The following is a 21089-nucleotide window of genomic DNA, read 5'->3' on the forward strand; positions in this document are numbered from 1 at the left end:
TGCCGCGCCTCCCGATCGGGTCGATCGGGAGGCGCTTTTTCTTGGTGACCCCCGAAACAGCCCCGCAGGCGGTCCGCTGCCCCGGCGTGCCCCTCAGATCTGCCGCAGGTACGGCGCGGGCTTCTGACCCAGGATCCGCCACGTCCCGGCGAGGCCGAGCAGGATCGCCAGCGCCACCGCGGCGAGGGCCGCGACCAGCGCCCCCGACAGGTCCAGCCGGAAGTCGAGGTGCATGACCTTGGCGACGATCACCCAGCCGGCGAGGCTCCCGGCCGCGAGGCCGAACAGGGCGGTGGCGAGACCCAGGGCGGCGTACTCGATGGCGTAGGCCGCGAGCAGCCGGGACCGGCTGGCGCCCAGCACCTTGAGCACCACGGCGTCGTAGAGCCGCGCCCGGTGACCGGCCGCGATGGCGCCCGCCAGAACGAACAGGCTCGCCAGGACAGCCACCGCGCTCGCCCCGCGGATGGCCAGGACCAGCCGGCCGACGAGGTCGCCGATGGCGTCGAGGGCATCCTTGACCCGGACGGCGCTCACCGACGGGAAGGCCTTTGCGACATCGCGCAGGATGCGGTTCTCGGCCCCCGCATCCGTGCCGCCCGGCAGCGTCAGCGTGGCGAGGTCGGAATGCGGCGCGCCCCGGAAGGTGCCGGGCGAGAACACCATCACGAAGTTGATGCCGAGGTTGCGCCATTCCACCCGGCGCAGGTTGAAGATCGTCGCGGTGAGGTCGCGGCCGAGCACGTTGACGGTGACGGAGTCGCCGAGCTTGAGGCCGAGCTGACGGGCGAGGTCGGCCTCGAAGGAGACGAGGGGCTTGGCGCCCTGCTCGGCGCTCCACCACGCGCCCTCGGTGAGGCTGGAGCCCTCCGGCACCGTGTCGGCGTAGGTGATGCCCCGGTCGCCGTCGAGCACCCAGGCGGCATCCTCCGGAGGGCGGATCTTGCTCGCCGGCACGCCGTTCAGGGCGACGATCCGGCCGCGCATCATCGGCACGTCCTCGATCTTCCCGTTCGGGGCCGAGCGCGCCAGGAAGTCCCGGAACGCGCCCGCGTCCCGCGACGGGATGTCGAGGAAGAACAGGTTCGGCGCCCGCGCGGGGAGGGTCGCGCTGATCGTGCGGCGGACATTGGCGTCGATCAGGCTCAGGGTGACGAGGAGCGTCACGCCGAGGCCGAGCGACAGGACGATGGCGGGGGTCAGCGCCCCGGGCCGGTGGAGGTTGGCAAGCGCCATCCGCGGCGCTGGCCAGCGCGGGTGCGGCAGGCGGCGGGCGAGCGCCATCAGGCCGAGCGCCACCCCGTGCAGCAGGCCGAAGGCGATGGCGGCCGCGGCGATGAAGACCAGCGCCACGCGCCGGTCGAAGGCGGTCGCCACCGACAGGCCGACCAGCGCCGCGAGGCTCGAGGCCAGCCAGATCCGGTACCGCCAGCGCGGGCTGACCCGGGCGGGATCGACCGTGTCGCGGAACAGGCCGGACACCGGCACGTCGTGGGCACGGCCCAGCGGCGTGATCGCGAAGGCGAAGGCGGTGATCAGTCCGTAGGCGGCGGCGAGGGCCAGCTCACCCGGGGCAAGCGTCGGGTTCAGCGGCAGCGGCAGGTCGGCCGAAAACAGCGCGTCCAGGACGAAGGGCAGGCTCGCGCCGACGACGAGGCCGATCAGGGTGCCGAGACCGGCGATCAGCATCACCTGCGTCAGGTAGAGGGCGACCACCTGCGAGCCCGGCGCGCCGACGCTCTTGAGGGTCGCGATCGAGGCCCGCTTGCGCTCCACGAAGGCGTGGACGGCATTGCCGACGCCGACGCCGCCGACGATCAGCGCCGTGAGACCCACCAGGGTCAGGAACTGGGTGAACCGCTCGATGCTCTTGGAAAAGCGCGGGTCGGCGTTGGAGCGCGACCGGATTTCCCAGCCGGCTTCCGGAGTCGCCGCGCGGATGCGCGCCTGGGCGGCGTCGAGATCGGCATCCGGCGCGCCGGGCGGCAGGAGGATCCGGTAGCTCCAGCGGTTGAGGCTGCCCGGCTGGACGAGGCCGGTGGCGCGGAGCGTCGGCTCCGAGATCATCAGCCGCGGCCCGAACCCGATGCCGCCGGCGATCTTGTCGGGCTCCGACACGATGGTGCCCCGGATCGCCACCGTGTGTCCGGCGAGCGCGATCCGGTCGCCGACCTTCACGTCGAGCCGGGTGAGCAGGGCCGGGTCGGCGAGCGCCCCCGGCGCCCCGTCCCGCTCCGCCAGGAGGTCGGCGAGCCGGCCCGGCGGATCGGTGGCGAGGTCGCCTGCCGCCGGATAGGTGGCCGGGTCGACGGCCTTCAGCTCGACGAGGGCCGCATCGCCGCCGCCGGCGACGGCCATGGCGCGCAGGGAGGCGACGACGTCGAGCCGGCCCTCCCGCGCCAGCGCCTGCCGCTCGGCGTCGGTCGCCTCGCGGTTGATCAGGTTGTAGGCGAGGTCGCCCCCGAGGATCCGGCGGCCCTCTCGGCCGAGCCCGTCCGACAGCGAGCGCGAGATCGACGCGACGCCCGCGATGGCCATGACGCCCAGCGCGATGCAGGCGAGGAACACCGCGAAGCCCGAGAGGCCGGCGCGCAGCTCTCGCAACGCGAGGCGCAGGGTGAGCGGGATCCGGCGGGGCGCGGGGTCGGGCCGGGTGAGCGTGCCGTGCATCAGGCCGTCACCGCCTCCTCGATCCGCCCCGAGCGCAGGCGCACGGTGCGGTCGCACAGGCGGGCGAGGCCGTTGTCGTGGGTGACGAGCACCAGCGTCGCACCGCGGTCGCGCTTGAGCCGGAACAGGAGGTCGACGATCTGCCGGCCGGTGGCCTCGTCGAGGTTGCCGGTGGGCTCGTCGGCCACCAGGATCGCCGGATCGGGAGCGACCGCCCGGGCGATAGCGACACGCTGCTGCTCGCCGCCGGAAAGCTGCGCCGGGTAATGATGCAGCCGGTGCCCGAGGCCGACCGCCTCCAGCTCGGCGCGCGCCCGCTCATGGGCACCGGGCCGGTCGGCCAGTTCCAGCGGTAGCGCCACGTTCTCCAGCGCCGTCATGGTCGGCACGAGGTGGAAGGCCTGGAACACGATCCCGATGCGCCGGCCCCGGAACCGGGCCAGGGCGTCCTCGTCGAGGCGGACGAGGTCGGTGTCCTCGATCACGACGCCGCCGGAATCCGGCCGCTCCAGCCCGGCCATGACCATCAGCAGCGTCGACTTGCCAGAGCCCGAGGGGCCGACGAGCCCCACCGCCTCGCCGCGGTCCACGGTGAGCGAGATGCCGCGCAGGATGTGAACCCGGGCTGCGCCGCGGCCGAGGCTGAGATCGATGTCCGAGAGCGCGATCGCGGGCGCGCGCTGCATCTTGCCTTGGCTCACGGGCAGGCCGATCTGTGGGCGATGACGAGCATGGCGCGCGAGGTCCTCGGTTGGCTTCGATCTTGGCTGCACGGGCCGCGGGTGCACCGCGATATGGGTTCCGCATTGGGGCCGCGCCATGACGGCGGCGCCGTGTTCCGGCGCACAGCCCTGTTTGCCGCAGCGCTAACGCTCCTGGTGGTCCCTTTCGTGACGGTGGCGCAGGCCGCTCCGGGCGAACCGGTCAAGCTCGTCGCCCTCGGCGACAGCCTGACCGCCGGCTACCGCCTGCCCAGCGATGCCGCCTTCCCCACCGTGCTGGAGCGGATGCTCAAGGCCAAGGGCGAGGCCGTGACGGTGACCAATGCCGGCGTCTCCGGCGACACCGCGACCGGCGGTCTCGACCGCGTCGACTGGTCGGTGCCGGACGGGACGGCCGGCGTGATCCTCGAACTCGGCGCCAACGACATGCTGCGCGGCACCGACCCGAAGGTGACCGAAGGGGCGCTGTCCGCGATCATCGAGCGGCTGAAGGCCCGGGGCATCCCGGTTCTGCTGGCCGGCATGCAGGCCGCCCCCAATCTCGGGCCGGACTACAAGGCGCGGTTCGACGCGATCTACCCGGACCTCGCCAAGCGCTACGGACTGACCCTCTACCCGTTCTTCCTCGACGGGATCGTCGGCGACCGCGGGCTGCACCTCGACGACATGCTGCACCCGAACCGGCAGGGCGTGGAGACCATCGCGGCGCGCATGCTGCCGACGGTCAACGCGTTCCTCGACCGACTCCGCCAGGGATCCTTACGCTGATGCCGCGCCTGTTCACGGCGCTCGCCGTCCCGCCGGAGGTCGCCGACGCCCTCAAGGCCTACCAGGGCGGCCTGCACGGTGCGCGGTGGATCGAGCCCGGTGATTTCCACGTCACCCTGCGCTTCCTCGGCGACGTCGAGGCGACCGTGGCCGAGGACGTGGTGGAGGCGCTCGCCGAGATGCGGGTTCGCCCGCCCTTGACGGTGACGCTCGACGGCCTCGGCATCTTCGGTGGCGACAAGCCGCGGGCGCTCTACGCCGCGGTGACGGCCGACCCGGCGCTCACCGATCTCCAAGCCGAGCAGGAGCGGCTGGTGCGCCGCGCCGGACTCGAGCCGGAACGGCGGAAGTTCACCCCGCATGTCACCCTGGCCCGCCTGCGCCGCGACGCGACGCCGGAGGCGACGGCGATGTACCTCTCGCAGGCGCCGGTCTTCACGCCGCTGTCGTTCGTCGTTGACCGGGTGACGCTGTTCTCGGCAAAGGACTCGACCGGCGGCGGGCCGTACCTGGCGGAGGCGGGGTTTCCGTTCGCGTGATGCGCCTGGGCTTGGTCGTTCACGTCCTTGCGAGCGAAGCGAAGCAATCCAGGGTCGCGACATGCCCCCGAACGTCGCGCTGCCCTGGGTCACTTCCCTTCGCTCGTGATGACGGAGGTTCGGCCTTCATGCGAGCCGATCACGCGATCGTCTTGCATCGGTTCACAGCCGCCGCAACGCCACGCTCTCGATCCGGTGGCTCGCGCCCTTGGTGAGGATCAGGCTCGCCCGCTGGCGCGTCGGCACGATGTTCTCGCGCAGGTTCGGCAGGTTGATCGTGGTCCAGAGCCGGTCGGCGATGTCGAGCGCCTCGGATTCCGGGATCTCAGCGTATTTCCGGAAGTAGGAGCGCGGGTCGCGGAAGGCGGTCTGGCGCAGCTTCATGAAGCGGGTGACGTACCAGCGGTGCAGGTCGTCCTCGTGGCCGTCGAGATAGATCGAGAAGTCGAAGAAGTCGGAGACGAACGGGATCGCGGTGCCGTCGCGCGGCAGGCGGGCGGGCTGGAGCACGTTCAGGCCCTCGACGATCAGGATGTCGGGGCTCTCCACCACCCGCTCCTCCCCGGGCACCCGGTCGTAGACGAGGTGCGAGTAGAGCGGCGCGGTCACGCGCTTGTGGCCGGCCTTCACGTCGTGGAGGAAGCGCAGCAGCGCGGCGGTGTCGTAGCTCTCGGGAAAGCCCTTGCGCTCCATCAGGCCGTTGGCGGCGAGCTCGGCGTTGGGCAGCAGGAAGCCGTCGGTGGTGACGAGGTCGACCTTCGGGGTGTTGGGCCAGCGCGCCAGCAGGGCGGTCAGGATGCGGGCGGTGGTCGACTTGCCCACCGCCACCGAGCCGGCGAGCCCGATGATGTAGGGCGCCTTGGTCTCGCGCTCGGCCATGAGGAAGCGCTGCGTCGCCTTGAATAGCCCCTGGGTCGCCGCGACGTAGAGGGCGAGCAATCGGGACAGCGGCAGGTAGATCGCCACCACCTCCTCGACCGAGATCGGGTCGTTGATCGATTGCAGCCGCTCCAGATCCTCCTGCTTGAGGGTGAGCGGCGTGTCGGCGCGCAGCTGAGCCCATTCCTCGCGGCTGAAGCGGCGATAGGGCGAGAGCCCGGCCGACGCTTCGAGGATCGCCTCGACCGTGCCGGGCAGCGCGGCCGCGTTCACGCGTGGCGCCTCGCGGCCTTCTCGGCGATGCCGCTCTGGGCGGTGCGCCGCTCCAGTTCGGCCATCACGGCGTCGAGTTCGACGCCGCCGGCCCGGAGCAGCACCACGAGGTGGTAGAGTACGTCCGCAGCCTCGTTCCGCAGGCCGGTCTTGTCGCCCTGCACGGCCGCGATCGCCGCCTCCACCGCCTCTTCGCCGAGCTTCTTGGCCGCCTTGGCGGGTCCCTCGGACAGGAGCTTGGCGGTGTAGGAGGTGGCCGGATCGGTCCCGGCGCGGCTCGCCACGAGGGCGGCGAGGTCGGCGAGCGTGTAGGCGGTCATGAAGCGATCTGCATGTTACGACGGCCCCTTATACAGATCAGGGCCGGATTTCGGCAGGAAACTGCGCCAGGGCCGCCCTGCGGGCAAGCGGAGCGGGTGAAGGCCGCCCGGCTTTGTCCGGGTCTCACCCGTTCGGCAGGTGCCGCGCCAGCGCCTCCAGCACGGCCATGCGCACGGCGACGCCCATCTCGACCTGCTCGCGGATCAGCGATTGCGCCCCGTCGGCGATCTCCGAAGAGATCTCGACGCCGCGGTTCATCGGGCCGGGATGCATCACCAGGGCGTCGGGCTTGGCCAGCGCCAGCTTCTCCGCATCGAGGCCGAAATAGCGGAAATACTCCTTCACGGAGGGCACGAACGAGCCGTTCATGCGCTCCCGCTGGAGGCGCAGCATCATCACGATGTCGCAGCCCACCAGACCCTTGCGCATGTCCGTGAAGGTCTCGACACCGAAGCGCTCGAGTCCGGCGGGCAGCAGCGTCGAGGGGGCGATCAGGCGGACCCGCGCCCCCATCGCCTGCAGCAGGATGATGTTGGAGCGCGCCACACGCGAGTGCAGGACGTCGCCGCAGATCGCCACCTGGAGCCCCTCGATCCGGCCCTTGTTGCGCCGGATCGTCAACCCGTCGAGCAGCGCCTGGGTCGGATGCTCGTGGGCGCCGTCGCCGGCATTGACCACCGCGCAGTCGACCTTGCGGGCGAGGAGATGGACCGCGCCGGCCGATTCGTGACGGACCACGATGATGTCGGGCCGCATGGCGTTCAGCGTCGCGGCGGTGTCGATCAGGGTCTCGCCCTTCTTCACCGAGGACGAGGCAACCGACATGTTCATGACGTCGGCGCCGAGGCGCTTGCCGGCGAGTTCGAAGGACGATTGCGTCCGCGTCGAGGGCTCGAAGAACAGGTTGATCTGCGTGCGTCCACGCAGGGTCGTGCGCTTCTTCTCCACCTGCCGCGAGATGTCGACGGCAGATTCGGCGGCGTCGAGGAGGACCTCGATGTCGGGCCGGGTCAGGCCCTCGATGCCGAGGAGGTGCCGGTGCGGGAAGGCCGGGGGCGCGGGCGTCGTCATGATGAGGCCCGGGTGTAGGTGCGGCGCGCCCGGGGGGCAAGGCTGTGTCGCAGACATCGTTCTATCCGCGGCGTGTGCCCCTTCCCAAAATAGCCTCGGACGACATGGTTTTGAGGCCCCGGCTGGCTCAATCGGCGGCAGGAGGATGCGCCCCCTCTCCCTTGCGAGAGGGGGCGCGTTGCGCTCCGTCATCAACCGTGTGCTCCCATGGGTGCAGCCGTGTTCCGAGGGGAGGCTAAGGGGCGGCTGCGGCGTTTTTTGCCGGCCGATGGTAACCGGCGCGACCCGCGCCACGTATTGGCCCGAACGGTCGGGAGCCGTACCGCTTCCGGCCCCGCGCCGCATGACCGGGATCCTGACGCTTGGCCGCCTCCCCTGCCCTCGAAGCCCCCGAGGCCGTCGACCGGCAGGGGCGCCGCTGGTTCTATCGACACCCGCTGGTGATCCGGCTGGCGCACTGGATCAACGCCGCGGTGCTGCTTGTGCTGCTGATGAGCGGCCTGCAGATCTTCAACGCCCACCCGGCGCTCTACTGGGGCGCGACCTCGACCTTCGACACCCCGGCGCTCGCCATCACGAGCAATCAGGGCCGCGACGGCGAGACCCGCGGCGTCGTGACCGTCGGCACGCACAGCTTCGACACGACCGGCGTGCTCGGCCTGTCCCGGGACGGCGGCACCGAGACGGAGCGGGCTTTCCCGTCCTGGGCGACGCTGCCGGCCGACCAGGATCTCGCCACCGGGCGGCGCTGGCACTTCTTGTTCGCGTGGCTGCTGGTGATCAACGGCGCCGGCTATCTCCTCTACGGTCTGTTCAGCGGCCAGCTCCGCCGCCGGCTGATCCCGGACGGCGACCAGATCCGCGACTTCGGCGGATCCGTGAAGGAGCATCTGCTGCTGCGCTTCCCCGAGGGCACGGAGGCCAAGCGCTACAACGTCATCCAGAAGCTCACCTATCTCGTACTGGTGCTGGGCCTGCTGCCCGCGATGGTGCTCGCCGGGCTCGCCATGTCGCCCGGAATGGACGCCGCCTGGCCCTGGCTGACGGAGCTGTTCGGCGGCCGGCAATCGGCGCGCAGCGTCCACTTCATCGCCGCCGGCCTGATCGTGCTGTTCGTGGTCGTCCACGTGGTGCTCGTGGTGGTCTCCGGCCTCGTCAACAACATGCGCGGCATGATCACCGGCTGGTTCAGCCTCGGCCGTGACCGGGAGACCGCGCGATGATCCTTCACCGCCGCAAGCTCCTCACCGCCGGCGCCGGCCTGATGGGCACCGCACTGCTCGGCGGCTGCGACCGGTTCGCCGGGACCGACTCGGGGCAGCGCGCCCTCAAGCTCGGCGAGGACGCCAACCTGTATGTCCAGCGCCTGCTGATGGCGCCCGCGACCCTGGCGCGGGAATTCCCGGCCGCGATGATCTCGCCCTGGTTCAAGCCGAACGGCTCCATCGATCCGCCGGACCGGGCCTATCGCACACTCGCGGCGAACAGATTCGCCGACTTCAAACTCACCGTCGACGGGCTGGTCGGGACCCCGCTGTCGCTCAGCCTCGCGGATCTGCGCGCCCTCCCGTCGCGGACGCAGATCACCCGCCACGATTGCGTCGAGGGCTGGAGCTGCATCGGGCAATGGGCCGGGGTGCCCCTCGCCGAGGTGCTGAAGCGGGCCGGGCTCAAGCCGCAGGCGCGCTACGCGGTGTTCCACTGCGCCGACACGCTGGAGTTCGAGGCGGGACCCAAGGGTGGGGGCAAGGGGCGCGGCCAGGGAGCGTCCCTGTGGCGCCCGACCCATCCGGGCGCGGTCCGCGAGGCCTACGTCCAGCTCGCTGCCGCCGCCGACGATTGGGGCGGCCCGGCCACAGCCACCGATGCCCCCAAGACCGATGCCCCCAAGATCGATGCCCCCACGGACGATTGGGGCCAGGGCAGCCCGGCCCCGGAGCCTGAGCAGGCGGGGATCCCGATCCGCTACTACGAGAGCATCGACCTCTACGATGCCTTCAACCCGCAGACGATCTTGGCCTACGACCTCAACGGCAAGTCGCTGCCGGTCTCGAATGGCGCGCCCCTGCGCCTGCGGGTCGAGCGCCAGCTCGGCTACAAGCAGGCCAAGTACGTGATGCGAATCGAGATGGTGGAATCGCTCGGGGGCATCGGCCAGGGCAGCGGCGGCTACTGGGAGGATCGCGGCTACGAGTGGTACGCGGGGATCTGAGCGCTCGGTGCGGCGTCTCCCCGCGCTCGCATTCCGCCAGGGTCTGACTGCGCGTGGCCGGATGGTCGGCGACCGCCCTCGCGTGCCGTTCATGCAAGCCGCCCGCGCGGCTTACGACGAGTCCCTCCGACGACGCTTGCGTCACCGACCCCATTTGACAACCCGCCGCCCGTGACCCACTTGTCCCCGGCGCGCGGCCCCGGCCCGACGGCGGGCTCATGTCCCACGCGAATTGCGATCAGAATTCGTCCGTCGCGCTCAGGTCCCGTCAGGGGCAGAGGTCTGAATGAAAGTCGTCGTCGTCGAGTCGCCGGCCAAAGCCAAGACTATCAATAAGTATCTCGGCCGCGACTATGAAGTCATCGCCTCCTTCGGGCATATCCGAGACCTGCCGGCCAAGGACGGCTCCGTGGATCCCGAACAGGATTTCCACATGGTCTGGGAGCTGGCCGACCGCGGGGCGAGCCGGGTCTCCGAGATCGCCAAGGCGGTCAAAGGCGCCGACAGGCTGATCCTCGCCACCGACCCCGACCGTGAGGGCGAGGCGATCTCCTGGCACGTGCTGGAGGCGCTCACCGCCCGAAAGGCCCTCAAGGGCATCCCGGTCGAGCGCGTGACCTTCAACGCCATCACCAAAGCCTCGGTCGAGGCGGCGATGCGCAAGCCGCGGGAGATCGACCAGGCGCTGGTCGACGCCTATCTGGCGCGCCGGGCGCTCGACTACCTCGTCGGCTTCAACCTGTCGCCGGTCCTGTGGCGCAAGCTCCCGGGCGCCCGCTCGGCCGGGCGCGTGCAGTCGGTGGCGCTCCGCCTCGTCGTCGAGCGCGAGATGGAGATCGAGCGGTTCAAGCCGCGCGAGTACTGGACGCTCATCGCCACGCTGACGACCGCCGACGGCGCGATATTCGAGGCCCGCCTCGTGGGCGCCGACGGCAAGCGGATCCAGCGCCTTGACGTCGGCTCCGGCGACAAGGCGGCCGCCTTCAAGCGCGACCTGGAACTCGCGACCTTCCATGTGGCGAGCGTCGAGGCGAAGCCCGCCAAGCGCCACCCGCAGCCGCCGTTCACGACCTCGACCCTGCAGCAGGAGGCCTCGCGAAAACTCGGGATGGCGCCGGCCCAGACCATGCGGGTCGCCCAGCGCCTCTACGAGGGCGTCGATGTCGGCGGCGAGACGGTCGGCATCATCACCTACATGCGGACCGACGGCGTCGACATGGCGCCGGAGGCGATCCAGGACGCCCGCCGGGTGATCGGCAAGGAGTTCGGCGACCGCTACGTGCCCGACGTGCCGCGCAAGTACAGCGTCAAGGCCAAGAACGCCCAGGAGGCCCACGAGGCGGTGCGGCCGACCGACATGGGCCGCCTGCCGAAGGCGGTGGCACGGCACTTGGAGCCCGAGCAGGCCAAGCTCTACGACCTGATCTGGACCCGCACCATGGCGAGCCAGATGGAATCGGCCGAGCTGGAGCGGACCACCGTGGACGTCACCGCGAAGGTCGGCCCCCGTCAGATCGACCTGCGCGCCACCGGCCAGGTGGTGAAGTTCGACGGCTTCCTGACCCTCTACCAGGAGGGCAAGGACGACGAGGAGGACGAGGAGAGCCGCCGCCTGCCGCCGATGAAGGCCGGCGACCCGCTCACCCGCGAGCGGATCAGCTCGACCCAGCACTTCACCGAGCCGCCGCCGCGCTATTCCGAGGCGAGCCTCGTGAAGCGCATGGAAGAGCTCGGCATCGGCCGGCCCTCGACCTACGCCGCTGTCCTCCAAACCCTGCGGGATCGCGAATACGTCAAAATCGAAAAGAAGCGGCTGCAGCCGGAGGATAAGGGGCGGCTCGTCACGGGCTTCCTGGAGAGCTTCTTCCGGCGCTACGTCGAGTACGATTTCACGGCCGACCTGGAGGAGCAGCTCGACCGCGTCTCCAACGCCGAGATCGACTGGCGGTCGGTGCTGCGCGACTTCTGGCGCGATTTCTCCGCGGCGATCGGCGAGACCAAGGAGCTGCGCGTCACCGACGTGCTGGAGGCGCTGAACGGTCTGCTCGGGCCGCACATCTTCCCCGACCGGGGCGACGGCGCGAACCCGCGGACCTGCACGGTCTGCGGGACCGGACAGCTGTCGCTGAAACTCGGCAAGTTCGGGGCCTTCATCGGCTGCTCGAACTACCCGGAATGCAAGTACACCCGCCAGCTCTCGGCCTCGGGCGTCGACGGCGAAGGGGACGGCTCCTCGGCCGAGGGTGGCCAGCCCGGCGTGCGGGTGCTCGGCAACGATCCCAAGACCGGCCTGCCGGTGACGCTCCGCGACGGCCGGTTCGGGCCGTTCCTGCAACTCGGCGAGGCCTCCACCGAGAAGGGTGCGGAGAAGCCGAAGCGCTCGTCGCTGCCGAAGGGGCTCAGCCCCTCGGCGGTGGATCTGGAGAAGGGGCTGGCGCTGCTGGCGCTGCCCCGCGAGGTGGCGCGCCACCCCGAGACCGGCGAGCCGATCCTGGCCAATCTCGGCCGCTTCGGACCCTACGTGCAGCACGGGAAGACCTACGCCAACCTCGGCAAGGACGACGACGTGCTGGAGATCGGCGGCAACCGCGCCATCGACCTGATCGTCGCCAAGGAGCAGGGCGGCGGTCGCGGCCGTCCGGCCGCCGATCCCGGCCGGCCGCTCGGCACGGACGCGGCGAGCGGGCGCGACCTCGTGGTCAAGGCCGGCAAGTACGGGCCCTACGTCACCGACGGCGAGGTGAACGCCACGCTGCCGAAGACCATGAACGCCGAGGCGCTGACGCTCGACGAGGCCATCGCCCTGGTCAACGCCAAGCGGGCCTCGGGCGGCGGTAAGCCGGCCAAGCGCGGGGCGGTTCGCAAGACATCCGCGCGCGCTGCGAGCGGCGACAAGCCGGCGGCCAAGAAGACGGCTGCGAAGAAGCCTGCGGCGAAGAAGGCCCCGGCGAAGAAGACGGGCGCCGGCTGACGCCCTCGGTCATCGGTGCTCTCCGTGTCTGAAAGGTGGCCGAGCCCGGGCGCGCCGACGCGGCGACCGGGCGTATTCTGCCTGCGCAGAAAGCCTCGCCCGGCGGCTCAGACCAGATACGTGATGGTCGCCGCCAGGGCCGTCGCGAAGGTCGCCAGGGCGATCGTGGTGGAATTCACAAGGGCTCGGCCGGGGGGCATACCGGCGGCATCGTCGTCGCAGCCGAAGGCAGCACCGGCCGCGTGCTCGAAGCGGATCAACGTCAGGCGGCGGGCCTCGATCGCGGCATCGCTCATGGACTGCGCCTCCCTGACCACGGTCAAGATTAATCTGCGCCACCAACGTCGATCGTCCCGTTCCGTTCCGGTGGCGGCCTTTGGGTGCCGGACGGGCGGGTCACGGGAAAGCCTTAACCCATCGTTGTGCAACGTCGTGATGACGGACGGCCCTGCCCGGCCGGGACTCGATAGCCCTCGGGCTCTCGCTCGCGGCGGCGCAGCATGCGATGGTGCGGTCACGTCGCCCGAGGGCGAACGGCTTTGATGTTTATGATTTGTTCCGCTATCGTGCGGGGATGAAGGCGCATGCATCACGATCCCAGAACCGTCTGCGGGAATCCGAGCCGGCCGATGCGGCGCGTCCGCGGGGGCCGCGCGTGAGCGATCCGGCCCGCGACCTGTTCGGGCCGGGCGGCAAGGCGGCCGCCCCGGCATCTCCGTCTCGCGCGCCGGAGCCGCGCCGGCGCCTGGACGCCACGGCCTCGGTGACGGCGCTGGCCGCGGCCGAGCCCGATTCCGGCTACACGGCCTCCGATATCGAGGTGCTGGAGGGGTTGGAGCCGGTCCGGCGCCGCCCCGGCATGTATATCGGCGGCACCGACGAGCGGGCGCTGCACCACCTCTTCGCCGAGGTGATCGACAATTCCATGGACGAGGCGGTGGCGGGCCACGCCAGCTTCATCGAGGTGGAGCTGGAGGAGACCGGCGCCCTCGTGGTCACCGACAACGGCCGCGGCATCCCGGTCGACCCGCATCCGAAATTCCCCGGCAAGTCGGCGCTGGAGGTCATCATGACCACGCTGCACGCCGGCGGTAAGTTCGACTCGAAGGTCTACGAGACCTCGGGCGGCCTCCACGGCGTCGGCATCTCCGTGGTGAACGCGCTCTCCGACCTGCTTGAGGTCGAGGTGGCGCGCAACCAGACCCTCTACCGCCAGACCTTCTCGCGCGGCCATGCGCAGGGGTCCCTGGAACTGGTGGGCCGGGTGCAGAACCGGCGCGGCACCCGGGTCCGCTTCCACCCCGACGCGCAGATCTTCGGCTCGCTGAAGTTCGACCCGCGCCGCCTGTTCAAGATGGCGCGCTCGAAGGCCTACCTGTTCGGCGGCGTCGAGATCCGCTGGCGCTGCGCCCCCGCCCTCCTCGAGGGGCTGGAGGGCGTACCGGCGGAGGCCGTTCACCGCTTCCCCGACGGCCTGCGCGACTATCTCGCCCGGGACATCGACGGCAAGGACCTGGTCACGGAGGCGATGTTCGCCGGCAAGATCACCAAGCCGGGCTCGCACGGGTCGCTGGAATGGGCGGTGGCCTGGATGGTCACCGAGGACGGGTTCTCGCATTCCTACTGCAACACGATCCCGACGCCGGAGGGCGGCACCCACGAGGCCGGCCTGCGGGTCGCCCTGCTGCGGGGCCTGCGCGAGCATGCCGAGCGGGTGAACCAGGCCAAGCGCATGACCGCCGTCACCACCGACGACGTCATGGCGACCTGTGCGTCGATGCTGTCGGTCTTCATCCGGGAGCCCGAGTTCCAGGGCCAGACCAAGGACAAGCTCGCCACCGTCGAGGCGCAGCGCATCGTCGAGACGGCGGTGCGCGACGCCTTCGATCATTGGCTCGCCGCCTCCCCGGCCCAGGCCAACAAGGTTCTCGACTGGGTGATCGACCGGGCCGAGGAGCGCCTGCGCCGGCGCCAGGAGAAGGAGGTCGCCCGCAAGAGCGCGACCCGCAAGCTCCGCCTGCCCGGCAAGCTCGCCGACTGCTCGGCCGCCGGCACTGCCGGCTCCGAGATCTTCATCGTCGAGGGCGATTCCGCCGGCGGCTCGGCCAAGCAGGCCCGCGACCGGGCGACCCAGGCGATCCTCCCCTTGCGCGGCAAGATCCTCAACGTCGCCTCGGCGAGCCGGGACAAGCTCGGCGCCAACCAGTTGATCTCGGACCTCACCCTGGCGCTCGGCTGCGGCACCGGCACGGCGTTCCGCGAGGCGGACCTGCGCTACGACAAGGTGATCATCATGACGGACGCCGACGTCGACGGCGCCCACATCGCCTCGCTGCTGATCACCTTCTTCTACCGGCAGATGCCGAAGCTGATCGACCGCGGGCACCTCTACCTCGCGATCCCGCCGCTCTACCGGCTGCAGCAGGGCTCGAAGGTGGCCTATGCCCGCGACGACGCGGACCGGGAGCGGATCACCAAGACGGTGTTCAAGGGCGGCAAGGTCGAGATCGGGCGGTTCAAGGGCCTGGGTGAGATGATGCCGGCCCAGCTCAAGGAGACCACCATGGACCCGAAGAAGCGCACGCTCCTGCGCGTCGCGGTCTTGGACGAGGCCCGGGAATCCACTGGCGACACGGTCGAGCGCCTGATGGGCAACAAGCCGGAGGCGCGCTTCGCCTTCATCAGCGAGCGCGCGGCCTTCGCCGAGGGGGCCGATCTCGACATCTGAGAACGCGGCATCGGCGCGGCTCCTGTCGCGCCGGGCGGTGGGCCTGCGCGAGAGGCTGCGACGGCGTCGGCAGCCTATCGCGGCGCGGCGAGCGCCTTGGCCGGGTCGAAGGGTTGGGCGGCCGCCACCGTGTCGGTGCTCAGGGTGAGGATCGCCGAGTACCGCTCGCCGCCGGGCCGCAGGACCACGGCTCCGGGCTCCACCGCGATGACCTTGCTGCCGAGGCCGAGGAACCCGCCGACGTCGATCACCACCGCCTTCAGTATTCCGCCATCGGTGATCAGAAGGTCGTCGATCTTACCGACGCTGTCGCCGGCGGCGTTGCGCACCGGCACGCCGATCATCTTGGTGGCCAGGAAGGCGACGGGCTTGAGCCCCTGACGCTTGGCGGCTTCCTCGGCGCTCGCCGCCTCCATCAGCCGGCCGGTCCCTTTGCCGTCCGTGGAGGTGCCCGGCCCCGTGCCCGGCAGGACCGTACCCTTGCCGATCACGGTCGCGTCCTGCGCACCGGCCGGTGCGTTCGCCAGACAGAGGGCTGCGAGGGACAGAAGAAGAACTCGGCTTCGCATCGCGGATCGCTCCCGAGCGCCCGGTCCCTGCGTCGGATGTCTCCGGGGCGCCGCGATCTCAATCCCGGGCCGCGACGACGGTTCCGGCTTCCCCTGTCGCACCCGGCCGGAGGCCCGAACATGCGAAAGGGCTCGGCCTTCCGGCCGAGCCCTTCCACCGCACAGAGCCGGTCGTGCCGGCTCCGCCGTTCGATCTTAGTACGAGCCGAACTTGTAGTTCAGGCCGGCGCGGACGACGGCGAACTCGGTCTTGGCGGCGGCGCCGTTGAGGTAGGCGGTGCCGTTCGGGGCCAGCAGGTTGCCGTAGAACACGCCGCCGGCCGAGTTCTTCTGACGGTCGAGGCTGACGTACAGGCCTTCGACCTTCAGCGTGACGGCCGAGGAGCGGAAGAAGTTCAGGAACGAGTCGGTGGGCAGGGCGTACTCGACGCCGCCGCCGGCGGCCCAGCCGGTGCGGAAGCTGTCGCGGAAGCGGTTGCCAGCGAAGTTCTGGTCGTCCTGGCCCGAGCCGTAGGCGAAGCCGCCGGTGCCGTACACGAGGGTGCGGTCGAAGGCGTAGCCGAGGCGGCCACGCACGGTGCCGAAGTAGTCGAGGCCGTTGCCGCTGGTGGCGACGAAGGCGCGCGGGGGAGCGAAGGCGATGCCGGTGGTGCCGCCGAAGGCGTAGTTCTGAGTGGCGTTGGCGCGGCGGGCGAAGTCGACGTACTGGGCGTCGGCCTCGAAGCCGATCACGACACCGGAGCCCGGCGTGAACTGGTAGTTGTAGCCGATCTGGGCGCCGCCCGAGAAGCCGTCGTTGTTGCTGCGGTTGTTGACGCTGACGACGCCGGCGGTGCCGGGCGAGTTGATCAGCGAGCCGGCCGGCAGGGCGTAGTTGCTGGTGTTGCGGCTGCTGGCGTCGAAGCCGTAGCCGGCGTTCACACCGACGTAGAAGCCGGTCCAGGTGAACACCGGCACCGGCGTGAACACCGGCGGCGGCGCGGCGCGGCGCGGCAGGTCGGCGGCGGACGCCGCGGCAGTCAGGCCGGCGAGGACGGTGGATGCGAGGAGAAGCTTCTTCATGATGGTGTCGGTCCTGGGGTTAGCTTGAGCCGGCAGCCTTCTAGGCGCTCTCGGATGGCGGGTCTGTCGCTTTCCTGCAACAAGCCTCCTCAGACTAGGTCGATCCCGTCAACGAAAGATGAAGACTAACAGACCCTCTGCTCGAGCAGCCGCCTCGATTGCGGTCTGGGATGCCGTCGGGACACCTGGAAAAGCGAGGGCGACTACCTGAGTTGCGGGTCATGCATATTCTGAAACGCCCCCGCGGCCTGCCCGAGATCATTCAATGTCTCCGAAGGGGCAGAAAGAGGGAGGCGTTTTATTCCGGCACAACTTTCGCCGCGGTGCGGGGCCGTCGTAAGCGGTCGGTTAACCCTGTTCTCCGATGGTTCTGGGATGAGAGCCGGCCCCCACCCGGCGGAGACAGCCGTCCATGCAAAGCCCTGACGACCGGAGCCGGACGACCTTCGGCAAGCGCCGGGCGCCGGACGCCGTCCCCGACCTCCCTGTCCGGCGGGAGGCCCGTGTCCGGTCGGGCAGGACCGCCGGCCCCCTCCCCTGGGCGCTCCGCATGGCCGGGATCGTCGGAATCGTGGGCGTGATCGTCGCCTACCAGCTCGCGCGCCTGAACCGGCCGAACGTGGTCGCCCTCGCGACCGCGACGTCGTTGAGCGATCCCGAGACGACGGGTGCCATCGCCTCCGCCCGGGTCACCCGCCTTGACCCCTGCGGGCTCCCCGCGACCGACCCGCTTCGGCCCTGATCACGCGGAATTTGGCGGCGGATCCCTTGTGTGTGATAGCGTCTCGCCGACATTGCGAGATTGACAAGTCGCGCCAAGGCCCTAACTGACAGAAACCACGCGCCCCGCGGCCCCGGGAGCGTCCGATCGCCCCGCGTGAGCCTTTCCCAGCCGTTGCCGCGACGGTGTCCTTCGCGCCGGCCGGGCGCGCAACGGTTCCTGAACGCAAATGCCTTTTTCCGACCTGGGACTGAGCGAGAAAGTCCTGAACGCCGTCGAAGCGGCGGGTTACACCGAGCCGACGCCGATCCAGGCCGAGGCCATCCCCCATGTGCTGGCACGCCGCGACGTCCTCGGCATCGCCCAGACCGGCACCGGTAAGACTGCGGCCTTCACGCTGCCGATGCTGACCCTCTTGGAGAACGGCCGCGCCCGCGCCCGGATGCCGCGCACGCTGATCCTGGAGCCGACGCGCGAACTGGCCGCCCAGGTGGTCGAGAATTTTGATCGCTACGGCACCAACCACAAGCTCAACGTCGCGCTGATCATCGGCGGCGTGTCCTTCGCCGATCAGGATGCCAAGCTGATGCGCGGCACGGACGTGCTGATCGCCACGCCGGGCCGCCTCCTCGATCATTTCGAGCGCGGCAAGCTCCTGCTCACCGGCGTGGAGCTGCTGGTCATCGACGAAGCCGACCGCATGCTCGACATGGGGTTCATTCCCGATATCGAGCGCATCGTCAAAATGGTGCCGTTCACCCGGCAGACCCTATTCTTCTCCGCGACCATGCCGCCTGAGATCGAGCGGCTGGCGGACATGTTCCTGCACAATCCCCAGCGGGTCGAGGTCGCTCGTCCCGCCTCGACGGCCACGACCATCACCCAGCGCCTGGTCGCGACCGGCGCAGAGGGGCATGCCAAGCGCGAGCGCCTGAGGGACTTGATCCGCGGCGAGGCGGAACTCAAGAACGGCATCATCTTCTGCAACCGCAAGCGCGACGTCGCGCTGCTGCAGAAGTCGCTGGTCAGCCACGGCTTCGACGCCGCCGCCCTCCACGGCGATATGGACCAGCGGGCGCGCACCGCGGCCCTGGATGCGTTCCGCAACGGCGAGACCGCCCTCCTGGTGGCCAGCGACGTGGCGGCGCGCGGCCTCGACATCCCTGCGGTCAGCCACGTCTTCAACTTCGACGTGCCGCATCACCCAGAGGATTACGTCCACCGGATCGGCCGCACCGGTCGCGCCGGCCGGAGCGGCGCGGCCTTCACGCTGGTCGCTCCCGAGGATACCCGCTCCCTCGGCGCCATCGAAGCGCTGATCGGCCAGCCGGTGCCCTGGCTGGACGGCGATCTGACGACGGTGGCCGAGTCGTCCGGCGATACCGCCACGCGTCACCGCGGCCGGTCGGGCGAGAGCCGGCGCGGTCCGCGCTCCACGAAGGCCGGCACCGCCCGGGGCGTCAAGAGCACCGGAGATGCCGAGGCAGCACCCCGCGAGCGCTCGAAGGCGCGGGCCAGCCGCGCTGGATCGGCCGCGCCGCGATCCGAGAGCCGCCCGGAAAGCCGTCCCGAGGCGCGTACCGAGCGGCGCCCCGACAGCCGCGCGACGTCACGCGGCGGCGAGGCCGGGCGCGAGGAGCGTGGGCGCCGGATCGAGGCGGACGGGGATACGCCGGTCGGCCTGGGCGCGCACGTCCCGGCTTTCTTGCTTCGACCAGTCTTGGCGAAGAAGGAGAAGTAACAAAGGTCCCTTCGGGCTTAACTGTCCGGCTACCAGACAGTCGTATATCAGGTCAGGGCTGCGGCGCAGGCGCGTCGGTCGCCCCGGACCACGGGATACGGATGAGCCAGGAGACCTATTCGGACCGCGATCGCAGCTTCGCCCTGGCGAAGCGCAGCCACGATCTGATCCGCGATTACGGCCCCTCCGCGACGCCGCGTGCCTACGCGGTGTGGTACGGCTACGTGTCGGGGGAGCTGCCGCTCCTCACCGACGCGGTGAAGCGCCTCACCACCCAGAACGGCTGCCTCACCGAAGGCGATATCGACGACCTGCACGAGACCTATCTCGACGGGCGGCGTCTCGCGAGCACGACCGACGACGTCAGCCGCGTGGTGCTCGGCGAGATCGCGGCGGTGACGGAGATCCTGGACCTGTCGCTGGGCTCGACGGCACAGTACAGCGAGTCGCTGCGCGGCGTGGCCCAGGACCTCTCGCAGGGCCTTCCGAGCCGGGCTCGGTTCGGCGAAATCGTCGCGACGCTGGTCGCGACGACCCGGGAGGTTGCCGCCAACAACCGGATCCTTGAAGCGCGCATGCGCGAGACCCGCACCGAGATCGAGACCCTGCGCGAGAAGCTGGAGGCGACCCGGCGCGAGAGCTTGACCGACGCCCTGACCGGCCTGGCCAACCGCAAGCATTTCGAGGAAAGCCTCAAGGCGGCCATGGAGGCCGCGCGGGCGCGCACCACCCCGATGAGCCTGATCATCCTCGACATCGACTTCTTCAAGCGCTTCAACGACCTGTACGGCCATCTCACGGGCGATCAGGTCCTGCGGCTCGTGGCGATCGTGATGCGGGAGAATGCCGGGAAGCAGGCGCAGCTGGCCCGGTTCGGCGGCGAGGAGTTCGGCATCATCCTCCCCGGGGTCGAACGGACCGCGGCCAAGCAGGTGGCCGAGACGGTTCGCGCCAGTGTCATGGGTCGCGAACTGGTGAAGCGCTCGACCGGCGAGTCGCTCGGTAAGATCACGATTTCCCTCGGCGTTGCGGTGCTGCGCCCGGGCGACACGCCGGCCTCGCTGATGGAGCGGGCCGACCTATGCATGTTCGCGGCCAAGCGCGCGGGCCGCAACCGCGCCTTCGACGACACGTCCGAGTCGTTGTCGCAGGTGGCGTAGGCGGGCTTCGCAGACGCGGTCTCTGCCGGGTCTGCGGATTGTCCCGCCGGGAGCGTCCGCCGCTCATCGGCGGCAAGCCCGCCATCCGCGGCACGAGGCCGTCTTTGCCGGATGCGGCGCGCGAGCCCCATTCCCGCCGGGGCGATGCGCCCGATACGTCCGAGCGGCTATCGCCCGTCGCGAACCGGAGCGTGCCGAGGCCGCGCCCGCTCAGCGGCGGACGCCCCTCGGGAATTCTCTCAGGCCGGCGCGGCCAGGCGGTCCGCGGAGACCGGCGTGATCGCCACCGACTCCCCGCAGCCGCAGGCCGAGGTCTGGTTCGGATTGTTGAACACGAACTGAGACGCCAGCTTGTTGGTGGTGAAGTCCATCTCGGTGCCGAGGAGGAACAGCACCGCTTTCGGGTCGACGAACACGCGCACGCCGCGATCCTCGACCACGTCCTCGCCGGGCTTGACCGCCTCGGCATATTCCATCGTGTAGGACATCCCGGCACAGCCGCCGTTCCGGACGCCGACGCGGAGACCGGCGATCGGCCGGTCGGCCTCCGCCATGATCGCCTTGATCCGATCGGCGGCACGATCGGTCAGCGAGAGAACCTTGAAGCTAGCGGACATCGTCACCCTCCCGCCCATCCGGGTTCAAGGCCCGGGGACGCGCATTCTGACAGGCCTAAGATAAG

At 70.3% G+C, this 21089-nt stretch carries 18 protein-coding genes; 9 read left to right on the forward strand and 9 right to left on the reverse strand.

All coding sequences use genetic code 11. The features are described 5' to 3' along the window. Nucleotides 1-93 precede the first annotated feature (93 nt). Both ACXJKQ_RS09820 and ACXJKQ_RS09825 read right to left on the reverse strand, forming a co-directional pair. Complete coding sequence (locus tag ACXJKQ_RS09820) at nt 94-2670, reverse strand: ABC transporter permease (protein WP_457105570.1); 2577 nt, start codon at nt 2668-2670, stop codon at nt 94-96. Further along, nucleotides 2670-3356 (reverse strand): ABC transporter ATP-binding protein, encoded by a 687-nt coding sequence (locus tag ACXJKQ_RS09825; RefSeq protein WP_457105597.1) that lies wholly within the window; start codon nt 3354-3356, stop codon nt 2670-2672. The genes ACXJKQ_RS09820 and ACXJKQ_RS09825 overlap by 1 nt, the downstream gene beginning before the upstream one ends. Nucleotides 3357-3401: 45 nt before the next feature. Here ACXJKQ_RS09825 and ACXJKQ_RS09830 point away from each other — a divergent pair, with 45 nt between their 5' ends. Next, nucleotides 3402-4160, forward strand: coding sequence for an arylesterase (locus ACXJKQ_RS09830; RefSeq protein WP_457105571.1), 759 nt, complete (start codon nt 3402-3404; stop codon nt 4158-4160). Further along, nucleotides 4160-4699, forward strand: a complete 540-nt coding sequence (thpR, locus tag ACXJKQ_RS09835) for an RNA 2',3'-cyclic phosphodiesterase (protein ID WP_457105572.1) — start codon at nt 4160-4162, stop codon at nt 4697-4699. The genes ACXJKQ_RS09830 and thpR overlap by 1 nt, the downstream gene beginning before the upstream one ends. A gap of 162 nt (nt 4700-4861) precedes the next feature. Here thpR and coaA read toward each other — a convergent pair whose 3' ends face one another. The 3 genes from coaA to ACXJKQ_RS09850 form a co-directional block, all read right to left on the reverse strand. After that, complete coding sequence (coaA, locus tag ACXJKQ_RS09840; protein ID WP_457105573.1) at nt 4862-5851, reverse strand: type I pantothenate kinase; 990 nt, start codon at nt 5849-5851, stop codon at nt 4862-4864. Next, entirely contained in the window at nt 5848-6171 is a 324-nt protein-coding gene (locus tag ACXJKQ_RS09845) for a phosphoribosyl-ATP diphosphatase (protein WP_020095338.1), read from the reverse strand. The genes coaA and ACXJKQ_RS09845 overlap by 4 nt, the downstream gene beginning before the upstream one ends. A 124-nt stretch (nt 6172-6295) precedes the next feature. Continuing rightward, the gene (locus tag ACXJKQ_RS09850) at nt 6296-7243 is read right to left on the reverse strand and encodes an aspartate carbamoyltransferase catalytic subunit (RefSeq protein WP_457105574.1); all 948 of its coding nucleotides are present in this window, start codon (nt 7241-7243) and stop codon (nt 6296-6298) included. Between the two features lie 362 nt (nt 7244-7605). Between ACXJKQ_RS09850 and ACXJKQ_RS09855 the strand changes: the two genes are divergently transcribed. The 3 genes from ACXJKQ_RS09855 to topA all read left to right on the forward strand — a co-directional run bounded on the left by ACXJKQ_RS09855 (nt 7606) and on the right by topA (nt 12426). Next, on the forward strand, nt 7606-8466 hold the full coding sequence (locus tag ACXJKQ_RS09855) for a cytochrome b/b6 domain-containing protein (RefSeq protein ID WP_457105575.1): 861 nt from the start codon (nt 7606-7608) through the stop codon (nt 8464-8466). Further along, complete coding sequence (locus tag ACXJKQ_RS09860; protein WP_457105576.1) at nt 8463-9455, forward strand: molybdopterin-dependent oxidoreductase; 993 nt, start codon at nt 8463-8465, stop codon at nt 9453-9455. The genes ACXJKQ_RS09855 and ACXJKQ_RS09860 overlap by 4 nt, the downstream gene beginning before the upstream one ends. Nucleotides 9456-9741: 286 nt before the next feature. Further along, nucleotides 9742-12426, forward strand: coding sequence for a type I DNA topoisomerase (gene topA, locus ACXJKQ_RS09865; protein WP_457105577.1), 2685 nt, complete (start codon nt 9742-9744; stop codon nt 12424-12426). Nucleotides 12427-12533: 107 nt separating this feature from the next. Here topA and ACXJKQ_RS09870 read toward each other — a convergent pair whose 3' ends face one another. Beyond that, entirely contained in the window at nt 12534-12722 is a 189-nt protein-coding gene (locus ACXJKQ_RS09870) for a hypothetical protein (protein ID WP_457105578.1), read from the reverse strand. 359 nt (nt 12723-13081) lie between these two features. Here ACXJKQ_RS09870 and parE point away from each other — a divergent pair, with 359 nt between their 5' ends. After that, nucleotides 13082-15154 (forward strand): DNA topoisomerase IV subunit B, encoded by a 2073-nt coding sequence (gene parE, locus ACXJKQ_RS09875; RefSeq protein ID WP_457105579.1) that lies wholly within the window; start codon nt 13082-13084, stop codon nt 15152-15154. A gap of 74 nt (nt 15155-15228) precedes the next feature. On the opposite strand, the gene ACXJKQ_RS09880 is transcribed toward parE, so the two are convergent. Continuing rightward, complete coding sequence (locus ACXJKQ_RS09880; protein WP_457105580.1) at nt 15229-15723, reverse strand: PRC-barrel domain-containing protein; 495 nt, start codon at nt 15721-15723, stop codon at nt 15229-15231. A 195-nt stretch (nt 15724-15918) separates the two neighbouring features. After that, nucleotides 15919-16785, reverse strand: coding sequence for an outer membrane protein (locus ACXJKQ_RS09885; protein WP_457105581.1), 867 nt, complete (start codon nt 16783-16785; stop codon nt 15919-15921). Nucleotides 16786-17197: 412 nt separating this feature from the next. Between ACXJKQ_RS09885 and ACXJKQ_RS09890 the strand changes: the two genes are divergently transcribed. The 3 genes from ACXJKQ_RS09890 (at nt 17198) to ACXJKQ_RS09900 (ending at nt 20407) form a co-directional block, all read left to right on the forward strand. Then, nucleotides 17198-17527: a hypothetical protein gene (locus ACXJKQ_RS09890; RefSeq protein WP_457105582.1), complete on the forward strand. Its 330-nt coding sequence runs from the start codon at nt 17198-17200 to the stop codon at nt 17525-17527. A 208-nt stretch (nt 17528-17735) separates the two neighbouring features. Beyond that, on the forward strand, nt 17736-19247 hold the full coding sequence (locus tag ACXJKQ_RS09895) for a DEAD/DEAH box helicase (RefSeq protein WP_457105583.1): 1512 nt from the start codon (nt 17736-17738) through the stop codon (nt 19245-19247). Nucleotides 19248-19348: 101 nt separating this feature from the next. Beyond that, nucleotides 19349-20407: a GGDEF domain-containing protein gene (locus ACXJKQ_RS09900; RefSeq protein WP_457105584.1), complete on the forward strand. Its 1059-nt coding sequence runs from the start codon at nt 19349-19351 to the stop codon at nt 20405-20407. A gap of 239 nt (nt 20408-20646) precedes the next feature. On the opposite strand, the gene ACXJKQ_RS09905 is transcribed toward ACXJKQ_RS09900, so the two are convergent. Continuing rightward, nucleotides 20647-21024 (reverse strand): HesB/IscA family protein, encoded by a 378-nt coding sequence (locus ACXJKQ_RS09905; RefSeq protein WP_457105585.1) that lies wholly within the window; start codon nt 21022-21024, stop codon nt 20647-20649. Nucleotides 21025-21089: the final 65 nt, after the last annotated feature.

This window comes from Methylobacterium sp. P5_C11, assembly GCF_054049775.1.

Coding starts and splice junctions, on each gene's coding strand:
- ACXJKQ_RS09820 (WP_457105570.1), bottom strand. CDS start 2,670: ATGCACGGCACGCTCACCCGGCCCGACCCCGCGCCCCGCCGGATCCCG.
- ACXJKQ_RS09825 (WP_457105597.1), bottom strand. CDS start 3,356: ATGCAGCGCGCGCCCGCGATCGCGCTCTCGGACATCGATCTCAGCCTC.
- ACXJKQ_RS09830 (WP_457105571.1), top strand. CDS start 3,402: ATGGCGCGCGAGGTCCTCGGTTGGCTTCGATCTTGGCTGCACGGGCCG.
- thpR (WP_457105572.1), top strand. CDS start 4,160: ATGCCGCGCCTGTTCACGGCGCTCGCCGTCCCGCCGGAGGTCGCCGAC.
- ACXJKQ_RS09845 (WP_020095338.1), bottom strand. CDS start 6,171: ATGACCGCCTACACGCTCGCCGACCTCGCCGCCCTCGTGGCGAGCCGC.
- ACXJKQ_RS09850 (WP_457105574.1), bottom strand. CDS start 7,243: ATGACGACGCCCGCGCCCCCGGCCTTCCCGCACCGGCACCTCCTCGGC.
- ACXJKQ_RS09860 (WP_457105576.1), top strand. CDS start 8,463: ATGATCCTTCACCGCCGCAAGCTCCTCACCGCCGGCGCCGGCCTGATG.
- topA (WP_457105577.1), top strand. CDS start 9,742: ATGAAAGTCGTCGTCGTCGAGTCGCCGGCCAAAGCCAAGACTATCAAT.
- ACXJKQ_RS09870 (WP_457105578.1), bottom strand. CDS start 12,722: ATGAGCGATGCCGCGATCGAGGCCCGCCGCCTGACGTTGATCCGCTTC.
- ACXJKQ_RS09880 (WP_457105580.1), bottom strand. CDS start 15,723: ATGCGAAGCCGAGTTCTTCTTCTGTCCCTCGCAGCCCTCTGTCTGGCG.
- ACXJKQ_RS09885 (WP_457105581.1), bottom strand. CDS start 16,785: ATGAAGAAGCTTCTCCTCGCATCCACCGTCCTCGCCGGCCTGACTGCC.
- ACXJKQ_RS09890 (WP_457105582.1), top strand. CDS start 17,198: ATGCAAAGCCCTGACGACCGGAGCCGGACGACCTTCGGCAAGCGCCGG.
- ACXJKQ_RS09895 (WP_457105583.1), top strand. CDS start 17,736: ATGCCTTTTTCCGACCTGGGACTGAGCGAGAAAGTCCTGAACGCCGTC.
- ACXJKQ_RS09900 (WP_457105584.1), top strand. CDS start 19,349: ATGAGCCAGGAGACCTATTCGGACCGCGATCGCAGCTTCGCCCTGGCG.
- ACXJKQ_RS09905 (WP_457105585.1), bottom strand. CDS start 21,024: ATGTCCGCTAGCTTCAAGGTTCTCTCGCTGACCGATCGTGCCGCCGAT.